The 22,896-nt window shown below is 54.2% G+C and carries 22 protein-coding genes; 7 read left to right on the forward strand and 15 right to left on the reverse strand.

What is annotated here, in order from left to right:
* Window positions 1–166: 166 nt before the first annotated feature.
* From dnaQ to EHSB41UT_RS15475, 3 genes are read right to left on the reverse strand one after another with little or no spacing between them, the layout of a single operon-like run.
* Window positions 167–895, reverse strand: a complete 729-nt coding sequence (dnaQ, locus tag EHSB41UT_RS15465) for a DNA polymerase III subunit epsilon (RefSeq protein ID WP_087111436.1) — start codon at window positions 893–895, stop codon at window positions 167–169.
* A gap of 31 nt (window positions 896–926) precedes the next feature.
* Window positions 927–1,373, reverse strand: a complete 447-nt coding sequence (gene rnhA / locus EHSB41UT_RS15470) for a ribonuclease HI (protein WP_207626663.1) — start codon at window positions 1,371–1,373, stop codon at window positions 927–929.
* Window positions 1,374–1,417: 44 nt separating this feature from the next.
* Window positions 1,418–2,203, reverse strand: coding sequence for a class I SAM-dependent methyltransferase (locus EHSB41UT_RS15475; RefSeq protein WP_087111438.1), 786 nt, complete (start codon window positions 2,201–2,203; stop codon window positions 1,418–1,420).
* A 98-nt stretch (window positions 2,204–2,301) separates the two neighbouring features.
* Here EHSB41UT_RS15475 and gloB point away from each other — a divergent pair, with 98 nt between their 5' ends.
* On the forward strand, window positions 2,302–3,081 hold the full coding sequence (gene gloB / locus EHSB41UT_RS15480; protein WP_087111440.1) for a hydroxyacylglutathione hydrolase: 780 nt from the start codon (window positions 2,302–2,304) through the stop codon (window positions 3,079–3,081).
* A 38-nt stretch (window positions 3,082–3,119) separates the two neighbouring features.
* A complete protein-coding gene (locus EHSB41UT_RS15485; RefSeq protein ID WP_087111442.1) occupies window positions 3,120–4,769 on the forward strand; it encodes a lytic transglycosylase in 1,650 nt (549 codons plus the stop codon).
* Between the two features lie 60 nt (window positions 4,770–4,829).
* Here the strand turns inward: EHSB41UT_RS15485 and EHSB41UT_RS15490 are convergent, their stop codons facing one another.
* The gene (locus EHSB41UT_RS15490) at window positions 4,830–5,945 is read right to left on the reverse strand and encodes an alkane 1-monooxygenase (RefSeq protein ID WP_087111444.1); all 1,116 of its coding nucleotides are present in this window, start codon (window positions 5,943–5,945) and stop codon (window positions 4,830–4,832) included.
* Window positions 5,946–6,133: 188 nt separating this feature from the next.
* On the opposite strand from EHSB41UT_RS15490, the gene EHSB41UT_RS15495 reads away from it, so the two are divergent.
* From EHSB41UT_RS15495 to EHSB41UT_RS15515, 5 genes are all read left to right on the forward strand, one after another.
* Window positions 6,134–8,002: an extracellular solute-binding protein gene (locus tag EHSB41UT_RS15495; RefSeq protein ID WP_087111446.1), complete on the forward strand. Its 1,869-nt coding sequence runs from the start codon at window positions 6,134–6,136 to the stop codon at window positions 8,000–8,002.
* A 26-nt stretch (window positions 8,003–8,028) separates the two neighbouring features.
* Complete coding sequence (locus tag EHSB41UT_RS15500; RefSeq protein ID WP_087111448.1) at window positions 8,029–9,117, forward strand: microcin C ABC transporter permease YejB; 1,089 nt, start codon at window positions 8,029–8,031, stop codon at window positions 9,115–9,117.
* On the forward strand, window positions 9,114–10,151 hold the full coding sequence (locus EHSB41UT_RS15505; RefSeq protein WP_087111450.1) for an ABC transporter permease: 1,038 nt from the start codon (window positions 9,114–9,116) through the stop codon (window positions 10,149–10,151). Before EHSB41UT_RS15500 ends, EHSB41UT_RS15505 begins: the two co-directional genes overlap by 4 nt.
* The gene (locus EHSB41UT_RS15510) at window positions 10,148–11,782 is read left to right on the forward strand and encodes an ABC transporter ATP-binding protein (protein ID WP_087111452.1); all 1,635 of its coding nucleotides are present in this window, start codon (window positions 10,148–10,150) and stop codon (window positions 11,780–11,782) included. The genes EHSB41UT_RS15505 and EHSB41UT_RS15510 overlap by 4 nt, the downstream gene beginning before the upstream one ends.
* Before the next feature lie 225 nt (window positions 11,783–12,007).
* Window positions 12,008–13,207 carry a hypothetical protein gene (locus EHSB41UT_RS15515; protein ID WP_087111454.1) on the forward strand — a complete coding sequence of 400 codons (1,200 nt, stop codon included), beginning with the start codon at window positions 12,008–12,010 and terminating at the stop codon, window positions 13,205–13,207.
* A 60-nt stretch (window positions 13,208–13,267) separates the two neighbouring features.
* Here the strand turns inward: EHSB41UT_RS15515 and EHSB41UT_RS15520 are convergent, their stop codons facing one another.
* From EHSB41UT_RS15520 to plsX, 11 genes are all read right to left on the reverse strand, one after another.
* Window positions 13,268–14,050 (reverse strand): TatD family hydrolase, encoded by a 783-nt coding sequence (locus EHSB41UT_RS15520; protein WP_087111456.1) that lies wholly within the window; start codon window positions 14,048–14,050, stop codon window positions 13,268–13,270.
* A gap of 42 nt (window positions 14,051–14,092) precedes the next feature.
* Entirely contained in the window at window positions 14,093–14,443 is a 351-nt protein-coding gene (locus EHSB41UT_RS15525; RefSeq protein WP_087111458.1) for a PilZ domain-containing protein, read from the reverse strand.
* Between the two features lie 99 nt (window positions 14,444–14,542).
* Window positions 14,543–15,580: a DNA polymerase III subunit delta' gene (locus EHSB41UT_RS15530; protein ID WP_087111460.1), complete on the reverse strand. Its 1,038-nt coding sequence runs from the start codon at window positions 15,578–15,580 to the stop codon at window positions 14,543–14,545.
* Complete coding sequence (gene tmk, locus EHSB41UT_RS15535) at window positions 15,573–16,232, reverse strand: dTMP kinase (RefSeq protein WP_242667336.1); 660 nt, start codon at window positions 16,230–16,232, stop codon at window positions 15,573–15,575. The genes EHSB41UT_RS15530 and tmk overlap by 8 nt, the downstream gene beginning before the upstream one ends.
* Entirely contained in the window at window positions 16,229–17,296 is a 1,068-nt protein-coding gene (mltG, locus tag EHSB41UT_RS15540; protein ID WP_087111462.1) for an endolytic transglycosylase MltG, read from the reverse strand. The genes tmk and mltG overlap by 4 nt, the downstream gene beginning before the upstream one ends.
* Window positions 17,283–18,104, reverse strand: coding sequence for an aminodeoxychorismate lyase (pabC, locus tag EHSB41UT_RS15545; protein ID WP_207626664.1), 822 nt, complete (start codon window positions 18,102–18,104; stop codon window positions 17,283–17,285). Before pabC ends, mltG begins: the two co-directional genes overlap by 14 nt.
* A gap of 15 nt (window positions 18,105–18,119) precedes the next feature.
* Complete coding sequence (fabF, locus tag EHSB41UT_RS15550; protein WP_087111805.1) at window positions 18,120–19,385, reverse strand: beta-ketoacyl-ACP synthase II; 1,266 nt, start codon at window positions 19,383–19,385, stop codon at window positions 18,120–18,122.
* Between the two features lie 126 nt (window positions 19,386–19,511).
* The gene (gene acpP, locus EHSB41UT_RS15555) at window positions 19,512–19,745 is read right to left on the reverse strand and encodes an acyl carrier protein (protein ID WP_087111464.1); all 234 of its coding nucleotides are present in this window, start codon (window positions 19,743–19,745) and stop codon (window positions 19,512–19,514) included.
* A 172-nt stretch (window positions 19,746–19,917) separates the two neighbouring features.
* On the reverse strand, window positions 19,918–20,676 hold the full coding sequence (gene fabG / locus EHSB41UT_RS15560) for a 3-oxoacyl-ACP reductase FabG (protein ID WP_087111466.1): 759 nt from the start codon (window positions 20,674–20,676) through the stop codon (window positions 19,918–19,920).
* 30 nt (window positions 20,677–20,706) lie between these two features.
* A complete protein-coding gene (gene fabD, locus EHSB41UT_RS15565; protein ID WP_087111468.1) occupies window positions 20,707–21,642 on the reverse strand; it encodes an ACP S-malonyltransferase in 936 nt (311 codons plus the stop codon).
* A gap of 242 nt (window positions 21,643–21,884) precedes the next feature.
* Window positions 21,885–22,889: a phosphate acyltransferase PlsX gene (plsX, locus tag EHSB41UT_RS15570; protein WP_087111470.1), complete on the reverse strand. Its 1,005-nt coding sequence runs from the start codon at window positions 22,887–22,889 to the stop codon at window positions 21,885–21,887.
* Between the last annotated feature and the right edge of the window lie 7 nt (window positions 22,890–22,896).

Below are 22,896 nucleotides of genomic sequence, written 5' to 3' on the forward strand. Positions count from 1 at the left end.
TTATTATGGATATGCGACCATAATCACATGTGACCCTGGCCGGGAAAATAGAATAACATCAACGTCTACTTACCCGCCGGATCTCAACTATAACAGCTTGCCTGTGGATGCTACAGATATAACTCCGAATAGAGTGATGCTGTTCAAACAACGCGGCAGCCTACCCTCAGGACTGTTCCGGCCAAACTGAGCGCCAAAGGCAGGAGCCAGCGGCCTTTTCGACCACATCCAGCTTCTCCCTGTGCAGCGCCAGCTCCTCACTGGAAGCCTGAATAATTTTCAGAGGCGGGCGATCGCCGGATAAACGACGAATCCCCCCTTGCTCATCACTGTCACCATCTTCGCCGCCCTGACCGGCCAGGGAGAACGAAGTCTGACCACCGGTCATCAGCAGATAGACATCGGCCAGAATCTCGGAGTCAAGCAAAGCGCCGTGCAGGGTTCGGCTGGAGTTATCAACGCCATAGCGCTTACACAACGCATCCAGACTGTTGCGCTGGCCCGGATGCTTCTTACGGGCCAGCATCAGGCTGTCGGTTATCCGGCAATAGTCCTCTATTGCACCGGGAGACCGGGCCAGCAGATTAAATTCGTGGTTGATAAAGCCAACGTCGAAGGGCGCGTTATGAATAACCAGCTCGGCCCCTTTGACAAACGCCAGGAACTCCTCGGCAATCTGGGAGAACACCGGCTTATCCACCAGAAACTCGTTGGTGATGCCGTGAACTTCGATGGCGCTGGCTTCAACTTCCCGTTCCGGGTTGATATAGACGTGGTAATGGTTACCGGTCAGACGACGGTTAACCAGTTCAACACAACCAATCTCAATGACCCGGTGTCCCAGTGAGGGTTCCAGACCGGTGGTTTCCGTATCCAGTACAATTATGCGGGACATGACTTATTCGCTCTCAAATGTGTTCCGACCATCACTGCTTGCCAGCAGCTTCTTTGGCACCACGACGGGCCAGCTCATCGGCCTGCTCATTGTCCGGATGGCCACTGTGCCCCTTGACCCAGCACCATTCCACCTGATGCTTGGCGGCCGCAGCTTCCAGACGCTTCCAGAGATCAACATTTTTAACCGGTTTTCGGCTGGCCGTCATCCAGTTTTTCCGTTTCCAGCCGGCCAGCCATTCGGTAATGCCTTTACGGACATACTGGGAGTCCGTCGTCAGTTTTACCTCACAGGGGCGACTCAGCAGCTCAAGACTTTCGATGGCAGCCAACAGCTCCATACGGTTATTGGTGGTTTCCTTCTCACCGCCGTAGATATGCTTTTCCTTTTCACCGTAACGCAGCACAGCTCCCCAGCCTCCCGGCCCAGGGTTGCCACTGCAGGCGCCATCGGTATAGATCTCGACAATTTTACTCAACAGTCTCTCGCTTTCTTGGTAGCCATTATTCAACGCATCAGCACTTAACGGCCATCGGATTTATTCATCATGTTGCCGGTACGACAGGCGGTTGTTCCCAGCAGCCGGTTGCCGGTGCTGCGCCAGCGCCGGTCATAAGGAATCAGGCCGGAGCGCTCCTTCACCGCCACCAGCACATAGAATGCCCCCATCTCCAGACGTGTCGCCGCCACAAAGCTTTCCACGGTTTTCAGCCGTTCCGGATTGAGATGACAGGTCACCGGAAACAGACCATCGCCATAACGCAGCTCGGTGGTCCGAAAGTTCAACAGCGTCAGCCAGTCTTTGATACGACGGGGCTGATAAAACCGGGCCCGCCCCATAATGCCTTCCGCCCGGCGATCAAGCATACGCGCAGGATTCCACAGGCTGCGGGGATTAAAGCCTACCACAACCAGCTTGCCACCCGGCAGAATCGCCCGGCAGGCTTCCCGCAACACCCGGTGCGGTCGTCCGGCAAAATCCAGGGCATGATGCAGCAGCACCATATTCATACTGCGGGGCTGAATACCCCACTCATTGGGAGAAATGCAGACACTACCCGGCCCGGCCGGCTCCTGCAGGGGCGTCAAAAAGGTTTTATAAACAATATGTGTGTGGTCCAGCAACGAAGCATCGGGGTGAACCCCCAGTGTGCTGGCATGGTGTCCGAACATCCGGGGCAGAAGCTCGTGAAGCACACGTTTTTCCGCCTCCAACAGATACTGCCCGCGCTCGCTTTCAAACCAGGTCCTGGCCTCGGGCAGGGAGTCTTTCAGACAATAGACGGGACGCTTTTTTCTCGCGAACATGTCTTTCCTAGTATCCATGACTATTGGCATCATGCCAGTTAGCAAGTACGATTTCACACATAGACGAAAATTTCGACCTATTTCCATCCAGGCTGCTTATGCTATCAATCACCGGCCTGCCAGCATTCAATGACAATTATATTTGGATGCTTGCCGATTCTGAAAGCCAAACCTGTTATGTTGTCGACCCGGGAGATGCCCAGGTTGTTGAACGTGCCTGTCAGGAACAACAACTGACACTGGCCGGCATTCTGGTAACCCATCACCATGCGGATCATATTGGTGGCGTTAACGCTCTCACCAAAGATCGCAGTATTCCGATGTTTGGGCCGGCCCATGATAATATTTCCGTGCTGACCCATCCGCTGAGTGATGGTGACACGGTAAATGTTTTTGGCGGCACGTTTCAGGTTCTGGACACCCCGGGCCACACCAAAGGACATATCTGTTACTTTGGCCAACCGGAAAATATCGGACCGGTATTGTTCTGTGGTGATACCCTGTTCGCCGGCGGCTGTGGTCGTCTGTTTGAAGGGACACCGGCTCAGATGCTGAGTTCACTCACTCGCTTGAGCCAGCTTCCGGAAGAGACCCGGGTATACTGCGCCCACGAATACACCCTGAGCAACCTGAAATTTGCCCACGCGGTCGAACCCAACAACACGGAGATTGCTGAACGTATTCAGCAGGTCCAACAACTTAGGCGACTGGGTCTGCCTACTGTTCCTTCAACCATTGCGCTGGAACAGAAAACCAACCCGTTTTTACGCACCGCCCTGCCGGCAGTGCAACAAGCCGCCAGCCGCTTCAGTGGCCGGCCTGTGAATTCCAACGAAGACAGTTTCGCAATTATTCGTCAGTGGAAGGATAATTTTTAAGGACTGTTGTAGACTGAAAAGAAAAGTTCCGGATCCCAATGCAAGAAAAGACGCCCGCACAGGACGCCTGTACAAAGGGTTTAACCACACAGACTTCAACCTCGGGCCAGCCCAGCTCTCCCTATAAGTTGGTCAAGCCCCTGGCACTGGTGATCGCACTGAGCGGTTGTCAGGCCATGACGCCGCAGTCCGATATCGCTGATAACCAGCCAACGCTGACACCTGAAGCCGAACAGCAACTGACCGAACAAACGGTTGTCGTTGCAGAACAGCAGGAAGAAGTCCAACCCGACCTGCCACCGGACGATCTGGTAGTAGTCATTCGTGATGGTCTGGCACTCGACCTGGATGCCGACAATGCCCGTATCCGTGCGCAACTGCGCTGGTACAGCCGCAATCAGGCTTACTTTGATCGGGTTCTTGATCGCGCCTCCCCTTATCTGCACTACATCGTCAGTGAGACCCAGCGCCGTGGCATGCCTATGGAGTTTGCCCTGCTGCCGGTCGTGGAAAGTGCCTTTGATCCGTTTGCCTACTCCTTTGCCCGTGCCGCCGGCCTCTGGCAGTTCATTCCTTCCACCGGACGTCATTACGGTCTGGAACAGAACTGGTGGTACGATGGCCGTCGCGATGTTGTGGCCGCAACGGATGCCGCCCTGACCTTCCTGCAGGAACTGCATGGTCAGTTCAATGACTGGGAGCTGGCACTGGCGGCCTACAACTCTGGCCGGGGCACTGTTTCCAATGCGATTCGTCGTAACAAGAAAGCTGGCAAGCCGACCGATTTCTGGGCGCTGTCCCTGCCACGGGAAACCTCCGCCTATGTTCCGAAGATGCTGGCTGTTGGCAAAATATTCCGGGATCCGGCCAAGTACAACCTGACCCTGAAAGAGATCCCTAACGAGCCGCACTTTGAGAAGGTGGATATCGGGCAGCAGATTGACCTGGCTCGCGCCGCCAGTCTGGCCGGTATGGAGCTGGATGAACTGTACCGTCTGAACCCCGGCTTCAACCGCTGGGCTACCAGCCCGGACGGCCCTCACCATCTGTTGATTCCGGTCGCTCTCGCTGACGAGTTCAAGACCTCTCTGGCAGAACTGCCGATGGAGCAGCGCCTAAAGTGGCAGCGTTATGATATTCGTTCCGGCGACAGCCTGATCAAAATTGCCAAGCGTTTCAGCACCACGGTTGATCTGATCCAGGATATCAACCAGATCGATGGTTCCCGTATTGTCGCCGGTAAAACCCTGCTGATTCCGGTGCCATCCGCCGGTAGCGAAGACTACACCCTGACAGCTGAACAGCGCCAACTGGCCAAGGCCAGCCGTCCACGTTCCGGCCGCAGTAAGGTGAACTATGTCGTACGCAGCGGCGACAGCTTCTGGGATATTGCCCGCGACCATAAGGTTTCGGTCAAGAGCCTGGCAGCCTGGAACAGCATGGCGCCTAAGGACACTCTGCGTGTTGGTCAGAAACTGGTGATCTGGACTGAGGCAAAGACTCAGGGCCGCAACGGTGTTGTCCGCAAGGTGAACTACCGGGTACGCAATGGTGATAATCTGTCGGTCATCGCTAACCGCTACGGCATCAGCGTTAGTGATATTCGCAGCTGGAACACCCTGAATGCCAAGTATCTGCAGCCTGGTGATACCTTGACTCTGTTTGTTGATGTCACCCGCAGCCGCTGATTACTGCTTATAACAAAAAAGGATCACCTCGGTGATCCTTTTTTGTGCCCCTATTCAGCATCAGCTCTGCAGCTGATGCTCTTCTCCCTGATAGTAGGCCTCTACCCGCGGGTTCATCACCCGAAACCATAAGGGCGGCAACAGAGCCAGCACAACCATACCTGCATAACCGCTGGGCAGCTGCGGACTCTCCTCATGGTGTCGCAAAACCTGATAACGGCGACGAGGGAAAGCGTGGTGATCAGAGTGGCGCTGCAGCTGGAATAAAAACAGATTGGTCAGCAGATAATTGCTGTTCCAGGAGTGGCGAATATTCGGTCGCTCATAACGACCACTCTCCAGTTTGCGGCGGTGCAGGCCGTAATGCTCAACATAATTAATAATTTCCAACAGGGTAAAGGCAAAGAAACTCTGCCCTAGGAAGAACATCAGCCCTTCCACACCACCCAACACAGCAAAGGTTATCGCCAGTACCAGACTGATGCCGTACCACCAGATCAGTTCGTTGTGCACACTCCATACTGACTGCTTCTTCACTTTCAGTTTTTTGGCTTCCAGCTTCCAGGCATTGAGAAAATTATGCAGCCAGGCATGGGGCAAAAAGCTGTAGAGGTTCTGGCCGTAGCGAGAGGATGACGCATCATTCGGCGTAGACACCTGCACATGATGCCCGCGTACATGTTCCACCTTAAAGCCGCCATAGCAAACCATGGCCAGTAGCAGGCCACCGGCATTCTGCTCCAGCGCAGGTTCTTTATGAATCAGCTCATGGGCCACGTTAATGGCAATAATACCGCCCACTGTCCCCATCGACAGCAACCAGCCTAACTGGCCAATTAAAGAGAACTGATCGCCCTGAAAGATCAGATATCCATAAACCAGAACACTGCCATACAGAGGCACACAGGCCAGAGTCAGCAACCGGTAATACCATTCACCGGAAAGAGACTCGACCTCGCTCTCATCCGGATTCACAGCATCCTGCCCGAGCAGATGATCCAGCAGTGGAATCACTCCAAAAACCACCACCACGGCGGTAAAGGCAAACAGATCAGCCGCCCCATACTGGTTCCAAAGCCATTCCGACAGCGGCAGCAGCAAAGGCGGTAGCAAAAAGATCAGGTAACCCAGCTTCTTCATCCACATCGCCTGTGCGGAGATTGGTTGGACAGACATAAATCAAGCTCCCTTTTATAGTTATTATTCTTGAGCAGCACCAATGGAATGCTAATAGCCAGAGGCCGGCAGGTTATTGGCCTTGCAAACTGCGATGCCGGTACTGACCGGCCAAAGCCTTCTTACAACATTTCTCGACTATTCCCTTCTATAGTGACAAACAGAACAGCAAAAACACAGGCATAACTTTGGCTCACAAATTGACCACCGGCCAAACCAAGTTTCCCCTTCACTATTTTCTGCACATTCTTTGTGGCGGGCTTTGGCTTCTCACTCTGCTTGCCCAGGCCGAAGAGGATGTGAGCTTTACCCATGCTATTGCCATCCATGGTCAGCCACGCCATGGACCGGATATGAAACACTTTGACTATGTAAACCCTCAGGCTCCAAAAGGCGGCAGCTTTCGCCAGGCCCAGATTGGCAACTTTGATACCTTTCACCTCTATGGCCCCAATGGCAAAGCCCCTCACTTTTTGTTCTTCACCTACGAAACCCTGCTGACCCGCAGCTGGGATGAGCCGCTGACCAAATATGGGGTCCTGGTAAAAACCATCGAGGAGCCGAAGGATAAAAGCTGGGTGGCCTTTCATCTTCATCCCGAGGCGCGCTTTCATGATGGCAAGCCAATCACGGCCGAGGATGTGGTGTTTACCTTCTACAAACTGACTGACGAAGGTGGCCTGTTCTGGCGCCAGTTCTATCAGGATGTCGAGAAGGTCGAAGCCACCAGCCGTCAGCGGGTGCTGTTTACCTTCAAACATAACCGTAACCGGGAGCTGGCATTAACCCTTGGTCAGATGCCGGTACTGCCCAGCCACTGGTGGCAGGGTCGGGACTTTACTGCCACCACGCTGGACATCCCAGTGGGCAGCGGCCCCTATCGGGTGAAACGTTATAAGCCCGGTCGCTATGTGGAGTATGAACGGGTCAGGGATTACTGGGCCAAGGATCATCCGGTCAACGTGGGGCGTTTTAACTTCGATACCGTGCGCACCGAGTTCTACGGCGATGTGAATGTGGTGATTGAAGCCATGAACAGCGGGCTGTTAGATATACGGCTGGAATCGGATGCCCGTTACTGGAACAGTGGTTACAGCCGCTCAGCCCTGAACGAGGGACGACTGGTCAAAAAACTCTGGCCCAACCATAACCCGCAAACCCAATCACTGGTTATCAACAGCCGCCGCCCCTGGCTGAATGATATCCGGGTGCGGGAAGCGTTAGCGGTGTTGCTGGAACTTGACTGGGTACTCGACAAATTACTGGATGGCACCATGAACCGTGCCACCAGTCTGTTTGCCGGTACCGAACTGGCCGCCCCTCCTATAGCCGGACCTGACGAGCGGGAACTGGTCGATGCCTTTCATAACCAGATTCCCAGCCGGTTTTATTCGGAGAACTGGCCGCCGGCACAAACACTGAGCAAGCGTGAACGACTCAAGTACGCATTAAACCTTTTGCAGCAGGCCGGCTTCACCCTCGACAACGGAACACTCCTCACACCTGCCGGCAAGCCTTTTACTCTGGAACTGATGCTGACCGACCCAACCCTGGAACGGCTGATGCAGAGTCAGGTGCGGCGGTTTGCCAGTGCCGGCATTCAGTTATCCCTGCGCACAGTGGAAAGCGCCCGCTATCTGAAATATGTACGCGCACTGGATTTTGAACTCATTATTCATACCTTTCGCCATACGCCGGTACCCGGCTCGGAACAACGCAGTTTCTGGGGCAGCGAAAACAGTAACGAGCCCGGTACGCTCAATCTGGCGGGTGTTCAGCACCCGGCTATCGACCACCTGACCGATCGCATTCCCCAGACCCGCAGCTGGCAGGAGCTGCTAACCACTATCCGGGCTATGGATCGGCTGCTGCTCTGGCAGTTTCAGGTTATCCCCCTCTCCTACGCGCCCAACTGGCAGGTGATCGTCAGCGACCGCATGGTTCTGCCGGCAACGAAACCACGTTACACCTTTGATCGATCAACCTGGTGGAGCACAGCCGCTCAGTCGGCAGCTACACTGAATCAAAGCGAAAATAATCACGATAGACGCAAATAGCCCATACAAATCGCCAATAAAAGACAATGATCAACTATATCGGTCGTCGGCTGTTACTGCTGATTCCCACATTGCTCGGCATTCTGCTGCTGAATTTTATTATTGTGCAGGCAGCACCGGGTGGGCCGGTGGAGCAAATGATTGCCAAGCTGGAGGGCTTTGATACCAGCGCTACCAGCCGGATTGGTGGCAGCATGGGCGAAACCAGCCTCGAAGCCAGCCAGTTCAATGAATATCAGGGTACTCGGGGGCTTTCGCCAGAACTGATTGCCCAGATCGAAAAGAGATATGGTTTCGACCGTCCGGCCCATGAACGCTTTCTAAAAATGCTCACCGAATATCTGAGCTTTGACCTTGGCCAGAGTTTTTACCGCTCTATTGATGTCACAGACCTGATTCTCGAAAAGCTGCCGGTCTCGATCTCTCTGGGACTGTGGAGCACCTTGATTGTTTACCTGATCTCCATTCCCCTCGGCATTGTTAAGGCCACCCGGCAAGGCAGCCGTCTGGACCGGTTAACCAGTCTGATTATTACCGCCGGTTATGCCGTGCCGGGGTTCCTGATGGCGATGATACTGGTGGTGCTGTTTGCCGGCGGTTCCTGGTGGCAATGGTTTCCCCTGCGCGGACTCACATCTGATAACTTTGATGAGCTGCCCCTGTGGCAACAAATGGGTGACTATCTCTGGCATATGGTGCTGCCGGTAACAGCGATGATTATCGGCAGCTTTGCCACCCTGACCCTGCTGACGCGCAACAGTTTTCTTGAAGAGATTCGCCGTCAGTACGTGATAACAGCGAGAGCCAAAGGTCTTAACGAGCGTCAGATTCTGTTTGGCCATGTATTCCGCAATGCCATGCTGCTGGTGATCTCCAGCTTTCCCGCAGCACTGATCGGTATTCTGTTTACCAACAGCCTGCTGATCGAAATTATCTTCTCGCTGGATGGTTTGGGCCTGCTGGGTTTTGAAGCGGTGATCCAGCGAGACTATCCGGTTATCTTCGGCACTCTTTATATCTTCACGCTGATAGGGCTGATAATCAAACTGATTGGCGATCTGACCTATGTACTGGTTGATCCCCGTATCCATTTCGAGAGCGGGGCCAGCCGATGACACGCTTTCTGAATCCTCTGAACCAAAGGCGATGGTGGGTGTTCAAGCAACACCGGCTGGGTTACTTCTCACTTTGGGCCTTTCTGCTGATCTTTACCCTGAGCTTATGTGCAGACTTTCTGGCCAGTGAAAAGCCTTTATTAGTCACCTATCAGGGAAAAATATATACACCATTCCTGACCACCTATCCGGAAACCACTTTTGGTGGCGAGCTAAGTGTGGGGCCAGACTGGCAGGATAATTATATTTATCAGCGTATTCATGAGGCCGACGGCATGGTTATCCATGCGCCTATACCCTATGACTTCGGCACTATTAACTTCAATCGCCCGGCACCAGCGCCACCGTCTGCAGAGAACTGGCTGGGAACAGACGATCAGGGCCGTGATGTGCTGGCCCGCATTTTATACGGCCTGCGTCTTTCGATTCTGTTCGGCCTGATGCTTACCCTCGGCAGCACACTGCTGGGTGTTACCGTTGGAGCGTTGCAGGGATACTTTGGTGGACGAGTCGATCTGTACGGTCAGCGATTTATGGAGGTGTGGAGCGGCCTGCCGGTACTTTACCTGCTGATTATTCTGTCCGGTCTGGTGGATACCGGCTTCTGGAGTCTGCTGATTATTCTGCTGCTGTTTTCCTGGATGCCACTGGTAGATATGGTGCGGGCAGAATTCCTCAAAGCAAAGAATTATGAATATGTGCTTGCCGCCCGCGCCATGGGGCTACCCCATCATCGTTTAATCCTGCGTCATATCCTTCCCAATGCGCTGGTCGCCACCCTCACCTATCTGCCGTTTCTGTTATGCGGAGCCATTACCACACTGGCCTCTCTAGACTTCCTTGGCTTTGGACTGCCCTCCGGCTCCCCATCACTGGGTGAGCTGATTGCCCAGGGCAAACATAACCTTCAGGCCCCCTGGCTGGGTATTTCCGCATTTCTGACCACCACACTGTTGCTGGTGCTACTGGTATTTATTGGCGAAGCGGCCCGGGATGCCCTTGATCCAAAAATTGTTACGGGGGGACAGTCATGACCTCCTCACAAAACAAGAAAAACACACCACTTTTACAGCTCACCGATATGTCGGTGGTGATCAAGAACAACCAACGCACACTGGTTGAAGATGTCAGCCTGACTCTTCACTCGGGGGAAACCTTAGCTTTGGTCGGTGAATCTGGTGCCGGCAAATCCTTAACCGCTTTTGCCATTGCCCACCTGTTACCGGACTCCATGACGATCACCGGAGAAATCCATTTTGAAGGCGTTCGACTCGATCAACAGGACAATCGCTATTTACAGAATCTGCGTGGCGACAAGATCGGCTTTGTCTTTCAGGAACCAATGACAGCCCTGAACCCCCTGCACCGGGTTGGAGATCAGGTTGCTGAAGTGCTGATTCGTCATCTGGGTTTGAAAAGACAGAACGCTCGAACCGAGGTCATCAAACTTTTTGAAGAGGTGGAGCTGCCAGAGCCTGAGCAGCTATTCACACGCCTGCCCCACCAGCTATCCGGGGGACAACGTCAGCGCGTCGTTATCGCTATGGCCATCGCCTGCAAACCGCGCCTGCTGATCGCTGATGAGCCGACCACCGCGCTGGATGTCAGCCTGCAGCATCAGATTATGAATTTGCTGATCCGAATCCAGAATAAATATGGCATGGCGCTATTGTTTATCAGCCACGATCTGGGACTGGTGCGACGTTATTGCCAGCGAGCCTGTGTTATGGCCAATAAAAAGATTGTTGAGCAGGGGGATACGGAAACCCTGTTTACTCAGCCTCAGCATGCCGTCACCAGGAATCTGATTTGCAGTGAACCCTCCGGCCGCCCTTCTCCGTTGCTGGTGAAGCCTGAACGTTGCCTGGAGCTGGAAGACTTTTCCGTTTTCTACCAACCGGCTCGCCGCAGCTGGTTCAGAAGCACAGAGCAGGCCAAGCCTACAGTCCAACAGCTTGATCTCAACATCCGGGCTGGCGAAACCCTGGGATTGGTGGGTGAAAGTGGTTCAGGAAAAACCACCTTGGGTATGGCCCTATTAAAACTCTTAAGGACCGAGGGCGCTTATCAGTTTTGTGGTCACCCTTTGCACGACTGCAATGAAAAACAGTTCCGACCTTACCGTAAAGAGATCCAGCTGGTGCTCCAGGATCCGTTTGGCAGCCTGAATCCCCGGCTGACTATTCGGGACATTATTGAAGAAGGTCTTGTTCTGCATACAGACCTTACCAGAGAGCAGCGGCAGCAGTTGATACGACAAACCCTGGAGGATGTGGGTTTTGGTGAACATCAGGGCTGTCTGGAAGCCCTACTGAACAGATACCCCCATGAGTTTTCCGGAGGGCAACGTCAACGCTTTGCCCTTGCGCGGGCTCTGGTACTGAAACCGAAACTGATTATCATGGATGAACCAACTTCATCATTGGACCGCTCCCTTCAGCAGCAACTTATCGAGTTACTGCGTCAGCTCCAGCATCGCTACCAAATCGCCTACCTGTTTATCAGCCATGATCTGAGTGTGGTGCGTTGTCTCAGTCATCGGCTGGCAGTGATACAGCATGGTCATATCGTCGAAACCGGCGACACCGAGCAGGTATTAACCAACCCGCAACACCCCTACACCCAGCAGATGGTCAGTGTCGCTTTTCCAGAGTCACCGCCCTAACCCCTTAGCAACGAGAAGACGCCGGTTTCACCCTGATTTCAATCAGGCAAGCTGGCACGAAGTTGATGTGAGCGGAATAAGCCCCACACATATGATTGTATAAATTAAATATCAAACACAACGTCCCACTTGATGTACAAGGCTTCTCTATACTCCTGCCGCGGCAAAACAGCCTGTCATCCACTGGTTTGCCGTCCCTCCTTTTTACCGACCGGAGTTAACACCATGAACCGAAGTCAGGCCTTGCTGTTCAGTTCTGTGTTTGCCTTAGCCGCCCATAGCCATGGTGAGTCAGCCATGGCCGAACTTATTAATAATATTCCTCCACAGGGGATCTGGGCTCACAACTTCACCACCCTCCTGCGTTCTGCTGAACCCGATCAATGGGGCAACTGGAATCTGGATACGTCCATCACGCCCGGCGCAGTCGGATATATTGATACCAACTCCGGTGAGTTTGTTCGTCTGGCGGTTATGCCCGGTACAACGTCAACCACCACTCCCCTCTCCGCTTCAATCAAACTTTCCACCGACTATGTCACCTCCAGACAATTTAATGTGAATCTGGACGATGACATCCCGGTACATATCACCCCGGGAGCGACGGTCACCCCCAATATCGGCTTAACGGCGGAGTGGGAGTTCAAACGCAGTGGCTCTCTGGCCGTGCAATGGGCAACCGAGAGTCAGGAGCAGATAGATAATCCAGTCACGACCATGACCCAGAATCTGACCTGGCTGGAGTCGGAAGCCGGCAAGGTGGGCATGTACGACAGCGAATATGGTATTCAACAGGGCTTTGGTATGGTAACCGGTGTCGTCTGGGCGCGCAGTGGTATGAATGCCGGCTCCCTCTCCGACTCATCGACGCTGAGCTTTACCGGCAAGGTTAACGGTATTGAAAGCATGTTTGGTCTGGATGGCGCTAACAGTAATAACAGCGCCGCCTTCTCATCCATGTCGACCGATGGCGCACTGAACACTTATTCCTGGCCGGCGACCAGCAATACCACCACGTCCACCCTGATCCCCATCGCCTACAGCTTTGCTTCGGCCAGCGGGACCACCATTATTCCCAGCTGGATTGGTACGGTGAATGCATTTGAAATCGTGCTGAACAATACCCACAGCAGCTATATCGTGGAAGCCGATCTGGAGTATGTGACGACGGAAGGAAAAACCGTCACCAGCAGTACCTCTGTCACCGGCGGATTGAGCACGTCACTCAGCGATATCCCACTGGACGCAACCAACCTGTCATTGAAGCTGCGCTTTGTCGGCACCATTCACAGCAGTTACTACACCATGCACTGGGAGAAGCCTCTGGGCCACTGGCTGACCGGACAGCGCCATATCGATCTTTACGGCATCTGGCCGGGACCAACTTCCTACAAGATTCTGGAAGAAGATAACCTGCAGAAATAATACGTACAAAAAAGGGCAGGTTCATAAGCCTGCCCTCTCGATATTCCCAATTGGGGTAATTTATTTCACCAACTGAGCCTTGGGGAACAGCCGGAAAAAGTTATCCGTTGTCGTTTGAGCCAGCTCCTCAACAGATACACCTTTCAGCTCTGCAAGGAATCGGGCGACATCGGCCACAAACTGCGGCTCATTGGATTTGCCTCGATGAGGCACAGGCGCAAGATACGGCGAGTCTGTTTCAATTAGCATCCGGTCCAGTGGCATCTTTTTCGCCACTTCCCGTAGAGCCTCGGCATTTCGGAAGGTGACAATACCGGAGAAAGAGATATAGAAGCCCAGATCCATAGCCGCTTTGGCCATATCCCAGCTTTCGGTAAAGCAGTGCAATACACCGGCAGCTTCAGGACTGGCGTGGGCCTTTAACAGATCCAGCGTATCCTGACGGGCATCGCGGGTATGCACAATCACCGGCAGGCCTGACGCCTTGGAGACTTCCAGCTGAGTGACAAAGCGGGACAACATCACATCCTTACGCTCTTTGGCGTAAAAATAATCCAGACCGGCTTCGCCAATGGCGACCACCTTATCGTGGCGAGCCATAGCCAGCAGCTCATCAGCCGTAGCCTCACGAGCCTTGTTTTCCAAGGGATGAACACCGACGGAAGCCCAGATATTATCCTGCTCAGCCAGTTTCAGTACCGCCGGAAAGTTCTCCATATCAATACAGACACAGAGGATGCCATCCACCCCGGCCTGACGGGCAGCGCGAATGGCAGCCTGCACATCACCGTCGTACGGGGTCAGATCCAGACGATCAAGATGGCAGTGGGAATCAATAAACATAACTTCTCAACAAATCACGCCCTGCAATAACCAAGACAGGCCTTATAGGGTATTGGTTGGACGATCGGATTTCAGTGCACCGGCCAGATGGGTTTCAATCTTGCCGCGCACCGTATCGTCGGTGTCGGTAAACTGGATACCGATACCCGGCTTGCGGTTACCCTGGGCACCCGCAGGTGTCACCCAGACAACACGCCCGGCCACCGGCAACTTGCCCGGCTCATCCATCAGGCTCAACCGCAGGAAAACTTCATCACCTACCTCATACGCCTTGAGTGTAGGAATAAACAGCCCTCCCCCCTGTAGAAAAGGCATATAGGCCGCATAGAGGGTCGGCTTATCTTTAATGGTGACGGTCAGCATACTGCCGCGACCGGATTTCGCCTCCGACATGGCATTTCTTCCTTCTTCTATCTGTGCGCCTGCACTCAGACGACACTTATCTCTATTAGTCTACAGGCTTTTTCGGCAATGGGCTGCAATCAGCAGCGATCAAACGCTCAGCCCGAGCCAGCGGGTCAAAACCGACTCCAGCAACAGCTGCTTGTTCAGGTTCACCTGAGAGAGCATCAGGGAACGCTGCTTCACCAGCCAGGCATGGGTTTCCAGCAGTGTTTTCTGGCCGGCACGGTCAGCAATATAAGCCAGCATCTTCTGCATATCTTCAGTTGCCAGAAACTGTTTATCCTGGGCGGCAGAGTAACGAATCATTTCCTGCAGCCACAGGGTCAGCCATTCCAGCACCACAACCGCATCATAGTTCTGCCACTTGATGGCGATCTCTGCCGGAGTCTTCTGTCCGCGGGTTAATTCAGCCAGCGTACTTTTCATTGCGTCCCGCTGATCCAGCAGCCCTTCCTTGTCATAGCGCAGGGCCGTGGATGGCTCACCGGCCGCCAGCTGTAAAAGTGTACGGGCCCGTTCCTGATCAGGAATCGCGTGCGCCAGCCACTGCAACGCCTCATCCGTAGAAGGGCGTGAGAACAGAATCTGCTGGCAGCGGCTGCGAATGGTCGGCAACAGGCTGCTGACCTGCTCACTGACCAGCAACATCAGCGTATCCCGACCCGGCTCTTCCAGACATTTCAGCAATGCGTTGGCAGAGCTGGTGTTCATCCCTTCCGCAGGACACAACACCACAACCCGGTAACCGCCCTGCTGCGGGGTCTTCTCGGTAAACTCGATCATATGGCGCACCTGCGCCACCTTGATCTGCTTGCCGCGCTCTTCCGGCTCAATTAACAGCAGATCCGGATGAGTGCCCGCCTTATTCAGCAAACAGTTTCGGCACTGCCCGCAGATCTTTTCACCCTGTTTGTTTTGGCACAGCACATATTGGGCAAAGGCCAAAGCAAACTGACGCTTGCCTACGCCGGTCTGACCTTTCAACAGCAAAGCATGGGGAAGCTGATCTTCCGCCAGACGGCGGGATAACTGCTGCCAGTTATCTGTCTGCCAGCTCATTGGCTCAACCAGACGATTCTCCGGCACGCTGGTATCAGACTTACTGGACCCGCTTTTACTAGGCATTCGACACCCGTGTATTCAGAGCCTGAGCAATCTGCGCCTGCACCTCAGGAATGGTTTTGGCGGCATCAATAATCACAAACCGATCGGCGTGGGCCGCAGCACGATCAAGATACCCCTGACGCACCCGCTCAAAGAAGTCATGCTTCTCCAGCTCAATGCGATCCAGTGCACCACGGGCGCCGGCCCTGGCCATGCCTTCCGCTACGGAGATATCCAGCAGCAGCGTCATATCTGGCTGCAGATCACCATGCACCAGATTTTCCAGGGTTGAGAGCGCGTTCAGATCCAGCCCTCGACCGGCGCCCTGATAGGCAAAGCTGGCATCGGTAAATCGATCACACAGTACCAGTTTGCCGGCCGCCAGAGCCGGTTTGATCACCTGTTCAATATGCTGGGCCCGGGCTGCAAACACCAACAGCAGCTCGGTCATATCACAGACCTTCTCATCACTGGCCTGCAACAACAGCTCACGGATACGTTCCGCAAACGGTGTACCGCCCGGCTCGCGGGTACGGACATAATCAATGCCCTGCTCTTCCAACCACCGGGCGATAAATTCCAGAGTGGTGGTCTTGCCGGCCCCTTCACCGCCATCTACGGTCAGGAAGAATCCCTGCGATGCGTCTGAAGTTAATTGGGTCGGTGTCATCATTCAGAATCCTGTTCACTCGCGGCCACCGGCAAATCCGGTGTACTGCGATAATCGCTGCGGCGGTTCAGCTGATACTTTCGCACAGCTCGGTTATGTTCCGCGAGCGTATTGTTAAAAACATGGGTGCCGTCGCCGCGGGCAACAAAGTAAAGCGCTTTGCCATCTGCCGGGTTCAGGGCTGCATGAATCGCATCCCGCCCTACCGAAGCGATAGGTGTCGGGGGAAGACCATTGATACGGTAGGTATTCCATGGCGTGCGGGTGTTGAGATCCTTGCGGCGGATACGACCATCATAATTATCACCCATACCGTAAATCACGGTGGGGTCACTTTGCAGACGCATACCTTTCTGCAGTCGACGAACAAAAACGCCGGCAATCACTGGCCGCTCGCTCGGTACAGCCGTCTCGCGCTCAATAATAGAAGCCATCACCAGCGCTTCATAAGGTGTCTTATAAGGCAGATTCGGCTGACGCTGCTGCCACTCTTCCTCGAGGACATCCACCAGACGCTCATGGGCGCGGCGAAGAATATCGAGATCAGTGGCACCGGCCTCATAGAAATAGGTATCAGAAAAGAACAGACCTTCCGAAGAAGGTGCCTTCATCTGCAGCAGCGAGGTGATCGCTGTTTGGCGCGGTTCATCGGCGGTCAGTTTCAGACGGCTGTCCGACCACTGGGCCAGACTTTCATCGAGAGTGCGACCTTCCACCAACATCACTTCATGCTGAATCACATCACCGGACGCCAGATGATCCACCAGACCGGCAACGGTAAGGCCCGGTTCAATCTCATACTCGCCAGCCCGCAGGCGGGTTTCCAGTCCGGAAATACGACCATAAAGACGCAACAACAGCGGCTCATCAACCAGACCGACCTGATGTAAGGCTGCGGTCACATGGGAGAAGCTTTGCCCCCGCTCGACAACAAAGACGGTGCCATCATGGGCAGGGACTGAACTGTTCAGCCAGTTTTTAAAATAGAGTCCGGCTGCCGCTGCAGCAGCCACCGCCAGCACAAAGCAGACCGCAACAACGATCAATAAACGTTTAACCATCGACATGAAAGAGCTGAAAAACCTCTTGCTGAACCCTGCGGGTCACCGGGCCAGGTTGCCATTGTCTGCCTTCGCAGGAGACAACAGGCACCACACCCATCACACTGTTACCAATAAATACTTCATCCACAGCCAGCAGCTGCTCTCGGCTAACCGATGCAATCGTCACGGCTTCACTCTGGCAAAGCCACCGGCGCAATACACCGTTCACACCACACAGACTGAGATCCGGGGTGATAATGCGCCCGGATTCTACCAGAAACAGATTGGACATGGTGCCTTCAATCACCCGCCCCTGCAGATCCTGCATCAACCCTTCACCAAAGTCGGTGCCATTCAGTTCATCCCGCGCCAGCACCTGCTCCAGGCGGTTGAGATGCTTGTGTCCGGCAAGAGCGGGTGAATGCCCTAAAGGTGTCGTACAGAACATCACGCTGACACCATCACGGGAACGATGATCCGGTAACGGAACCGGTGCAAACCAGCCCAACACGGTTCGTCCTCCAGCACCGGCGGGATTATAACCCCGTCCGCCACTGCCCCGGGTCACCATAATCTTCAGGGTGCCATCCTGCCGGCCAGCCAGAAAGTCGTTCAGCTGAGTACGCAGCAACACTTCATCCAGCGGCAGAGATAATGCACGACAGGAGTCTGTGAGACGCTGCCAGTGCAGATCAAAGAAGGGGATCTGACCCTGCACAACCCGGATGGTTTCAAAAACACCATCACCATACTGGAAGCCACGGTCGGTCAATGGCACCGCCGTGGCAGGCTCACCATCCACCCAGAACATCGGTGCCTGTTCGCTGCTCACACGCTTACCTTCTGTTTATTCAAAACGGGAAAAGGCCAGTGTCGCATTGGTGCCACCAAAGCCAAACGAGTTAGACAGCGCATGACGAATCGTCATGGCGCGCGCCTCGTGAGGCACATAATCCAGGACACAGCCTTCGTCGGGATTATCCAGATTAATGGTGGGAGGTGCGACCTGCTCCTGCAGGGCCTGCACCACAATCGCTGCTTCCAGCGCACCTGCCGCGCCCAGAAGATGTCCGGTCATGGATTTGGTGGAACTGACCGCCAGCTTGCGCGCATGATCGCCAAACACCTGCTCTATAGCTCTGGATTCCACAACATCACCGGCCGGGGTCGAGGTACCGTGGGCATTGATATAGTCAATCTCGCTCTCATTCAATCCAGCATCACGCAAAGCGCCCTGCATGGCCTGCACAGCACCATGACCATCCTCAGGTGGCGTGGTCATATGATGGGCATCGCCGCTCATGGCAAAACCGGTCAGTTCGGCAAGAATAGTGGCACCACGGGACTGAGCATGTTCGAGTGATTCCAGCACCACCGCTCCAGCACCGTCCGACAGAACAAAGCCATCACGATCACGATCCCAGGGGCGACTGGCCGCTTCCGGATTATCGTTATTGGCAGAGAGAGCACGGGCGGCAGAGAAGCCAGCAATGCCAATAGACGCCGAACCTTTCTCGGCTCCGCCGGCAATCATCACATCGGCATCACCCCAGGCAATGGTGCGGGCAGCCATGCCAATACAGTGGGTGCCGGTGGTGCAGGCGGTGGTAATGGCATAATTCGGCCCACGCAGGTTGTACTGCATCGACAACCAGCCGGCAATCATATTGGTAATCGCAGAGGGAATAAAAAATGGAGACACACGACGAGGGCCTTTCTGCTCAAGCAGGCCAACAGTATCCTGAATAGCGGTAATACCACCGATCCCGGAACCAAAGGCAACACCGGCACGAGGGCTCAGTGCATCGGTAATTTCCAGACCGGCCTGCTGCATGGCATCCACAGCTGCAGCCATACCGTACTGAAGAAAGATATCCATCTTGCGGGCATCTTTGGGCGAGAACCAGTCCCCGGCCTGAAAGTCTTTGACAGCCCCACAGATTTTTACCGGGTAATCGCTGGTATCAAAATGCTCTATTCGACTGATGCCGCTCTGCCCGGCCAACAGTCCCTGCCAGGTTTTCCGGAATCCGGAAGCCAGAGGTGTAATCGCTCCCACCCCGGTAACCACAACGCGTCTTCTATTGGATTGATTATTGGCCTGATGCGCCATGATGCTCTCCTGCATCTCCTGTTGCAGATTTTTTTATTTTTGTCAGAGGTTCACGTCCAAACCCCTTAAACAGAAAGGCCGCACTTAACGGATGTCAGGTGCGGCCTTTCAGGAATTTTTTATCGATTACTGGTGAGCAACAACGTAATCAATGGCTTCCTGCACAGTCGTGATCTTTTCAGCTTCTTCATCTGGAATTTCAGTTTCAAACTCTTCTTCCAGTGCCATCACGAGTTCTACCGTGTCAAGGGAGTCAGCACCGAGATCTTCAACGAAGGAAGACTCATTGCTTACTTCCTCTTCCTTCACGCCAAGCTGTTCGCAAACAATTTTCTTGACGCGCTCTTCAATAGTACTCATGCCTAACTTTGCTCCTGTTAATCCATGCAGCCTTGCTGCGAGAGACTAGTTTATATAAACGGCTGAAATAATTTCAAGCCTTTAAACGTTCCAATAATAACCGAGTCTGTCTTTAAACTCCGCATATTTTCACGGCAAAAACATCAAAATACCGTGAAATACGCATAAAGACCTACCCCATATACATGCCGCCATTGACCTGCAGGGTCTCACCGGTAATGTAGCCACCTTCTGCACCAGCAAGGAAAGCCACGACACCGGCAATCTCTTCCGGCTGACCAAGACGGCCCAGCGGAACCTGATTCAGCAGGTTCTGACGATGCTCTTCCGGCAGGCCACTGGTCATATCGGTATCGATAAAGCCCGGCGCAACAGCATTAACTGTAATATTCCGACTGCCCAGCTCGCGCGCCAGGGAACGGGTAAAGCCTTCGAGGCCCGCCTTGGCTGCAGCATAGTTGGATTGTCCGGCATTGCCCATGGAACCCACCACGGAACTAATGTTGATAATCCGGCCAAAGCGCGCTTTGGTCATGGCCCGCATACAGGCCTTGCTCATCCGGTAGATAGACGTCAGGTTAGTATCAATCACACTGCCCCATTCGTCATCTTTCATGCGCATCAGGATGTTGTCCTTGGTGATACCGGCATTGTTCACCAGTACCAGCGGCGCACCAAACTGCTCTGTGACGGTTTTCATCACTGCATCTACAGATGCCGCATCAGTCACATCCAGACACAGACCTGTGCCCTGCACGCCATGCTCGGCCAGCACGGCAGAAATGGCATCAGCACCCGACTGACTGGTCGCCGTGCCGACTACGGTAGCACCCGCCGCGCCCAGACGCAGAGCAATTGCCCGGCCGATACCACGGCTGGCACCTGTTACCAGCGCGACCTTACCGGCCAGTGCTGCACTCTCCTGCTGCATGCCTATGCATCCTCTCTCAACAAAAGGGACTCAGCCTTCCCCAACCATGGGAAAAGCCGACAAACTTTCCAGCGGAGTCACAGTCGCACTGCGATCAATCCGCTTGCTCAAGCCGGCCAGAACCTTGCCCGGGCCGCACTCATAAAACTGGTCAACGCCATTGGCAATCATCAGCTGAACACTTTCTACCCAGCGTACCGGCTGGCTCAGCTGATCAACGAGATTAGCACGCAATGCATTCACATCGGTGACAATGGCCGCAGACACATTCTGCACCACAGGAATCTGTGGAACCGAGAAGGTAATACCGGCCAGATCCTGCTCCAGACGAACTGCCGCAGGCTCCATCAGCGCACAATGGGATGGAACACTCACCGGCAGAGGCATAACCTTGCGGGCACCTGCCGCAGAGAAGGTTTCTACCGCACGCTTGACGGCGGACGCAGAGCCTGCGATCACAACCTGACCCGGCGAGTTAAAATTCACTGCAGACAAAACCTCACCCGGATGGGCGGTTTCTGCACACAGGGCAATCACCTTGTCATCATCCAGACCCAGCACTGCGGCCATGGCACCTTCACCCTGCGGTACCGCTTCCTGCATATATAGGCCACGGTTATGAACGATGCGTACAGCATCAGCAAACTCGATCACACCCGCAGCCACCAGAGCCGAGTATTCACCCAGACTGTGACCTGCCACGTAGGCCGGCACCTGACCGCCACGGGCACTCCACAGACGCCACAGTGCAATACTGCCCGCCAGCAAAGCCGGCTGGGTATTCTGTGTAGAGTTCAGCTGTTCAGCTGGACCATTAAGAATCATGTTGCGCAAATCAAAACCGAGAACATCACTGGCTTCAACCAGTGTTTCGTTCACAACCGGTTCAACATCAGCAATATCAGCCAGCATACCAACTGACTGGGAACCCTGCCCTGGAAAAATAAATGCAGTACTGGTACTCATGGAAGCTGCAAAGTCCTGTTTCTGAATGACCCCATTATAGGGAAACGAAATGTGCAGTAGGTAATAAAATGTTTCTCGGACATTGCCGTATGGTAACAACCGTATGACAACTTCAAGACACACCTGAGACTAGAGCGCCTGAAAAGCCGAAGATACATAATACAGAATTTTTTATCAGCCGCCTCGGCCACTGAAAACAGATAAAGAACGACACTCGCCGTTTAAGAAAGGATTCACAAAAACTACAGCAACTCTTCCAGTCGCTCATTAATGCGATGCACGGCATTGTGCTCAACCGCCCGGACCGCCTGATCAATGGCAAAACCAAACTGGCGGGCATCGGCCGCCCCGTGGCTTTTCACCACGATACCCTGCAGGCCAAGCAACATGGCACCATTATAACGACCGGGATCAATACTGGCCGCCATCGGCTTAAATAACGGCTTCAACAATTTGAGCAGAACCTTCTGCCAGCTGTTGAGCCCGACACCAGCCGCCAACTTGTGTGCCACCATACGCACCGCAGCCTCACTGGCCTTCAGCGCAACGTTACCGGCAAAGCCGTCGCAGACCACGACATCAACCCGACCGGAATACAGATCATCGCCTTCGATAAAGCCGGCGTAATTTAACGACTCGTGACTTTCAATCAGCTGCTGGGCAAGACGAACGGTCTCACTGCCCTTGATATCTTCTTCGCCGACATTCAGCAGACCAACGGAAGGGTTGACCACATCATAGACTTCGCTTTTCAGCAGCGAGCCCAGTACGGCAAATTGAAACAGGAGATCAGCGGAGCAATCGACATTGGCACCCAAATCCAGCAGCAGCGTGCCGCCTGCACTGGTTGGCACCTGCCCGACAAGTGCGGGCCGGTCGATACCGGGGAAAGTCTTGAGAAGGTGACGCCCCATTGCCATCAGCGCTCCGGTATTACCGGCACTGACACAGGCCTGGGACATTCCCATGGCAACCTGCTCAACGGCAAGCCACATGGACGAGTCCTGCTTGGAACGCAGAGCTCGGGAAGGACGTTCATCCATACTGACCGTCTGGGCAGCATGAACAACGGTCACCCGATCACTCACCTCACGCGACAGATGCTCACGAATAAACCGCGAATCACCTACCAGCACCAGATGAAGATGCGGGTGCCGTGTCAGCGCATCCTGCGCCGCGCAGATACGAGAACGGGGACCGCAGTCCCCGCTCATCACATCCAGCGCAATGGTCGTTATCTGACCCAAAACGCGG

The sequence above is a fragment of the Parendozoicomonas haliclonae genome (genome assembly GCF_900174585.1).
GTDB classification, from domain to species: Bacteria; Pseudomonadota; Gammaproteobacteria; order Pseudomonadales; family Endozoicomonadaceae; genus Sansalvadorimonas; species Sansalvadorimonas haliclonae.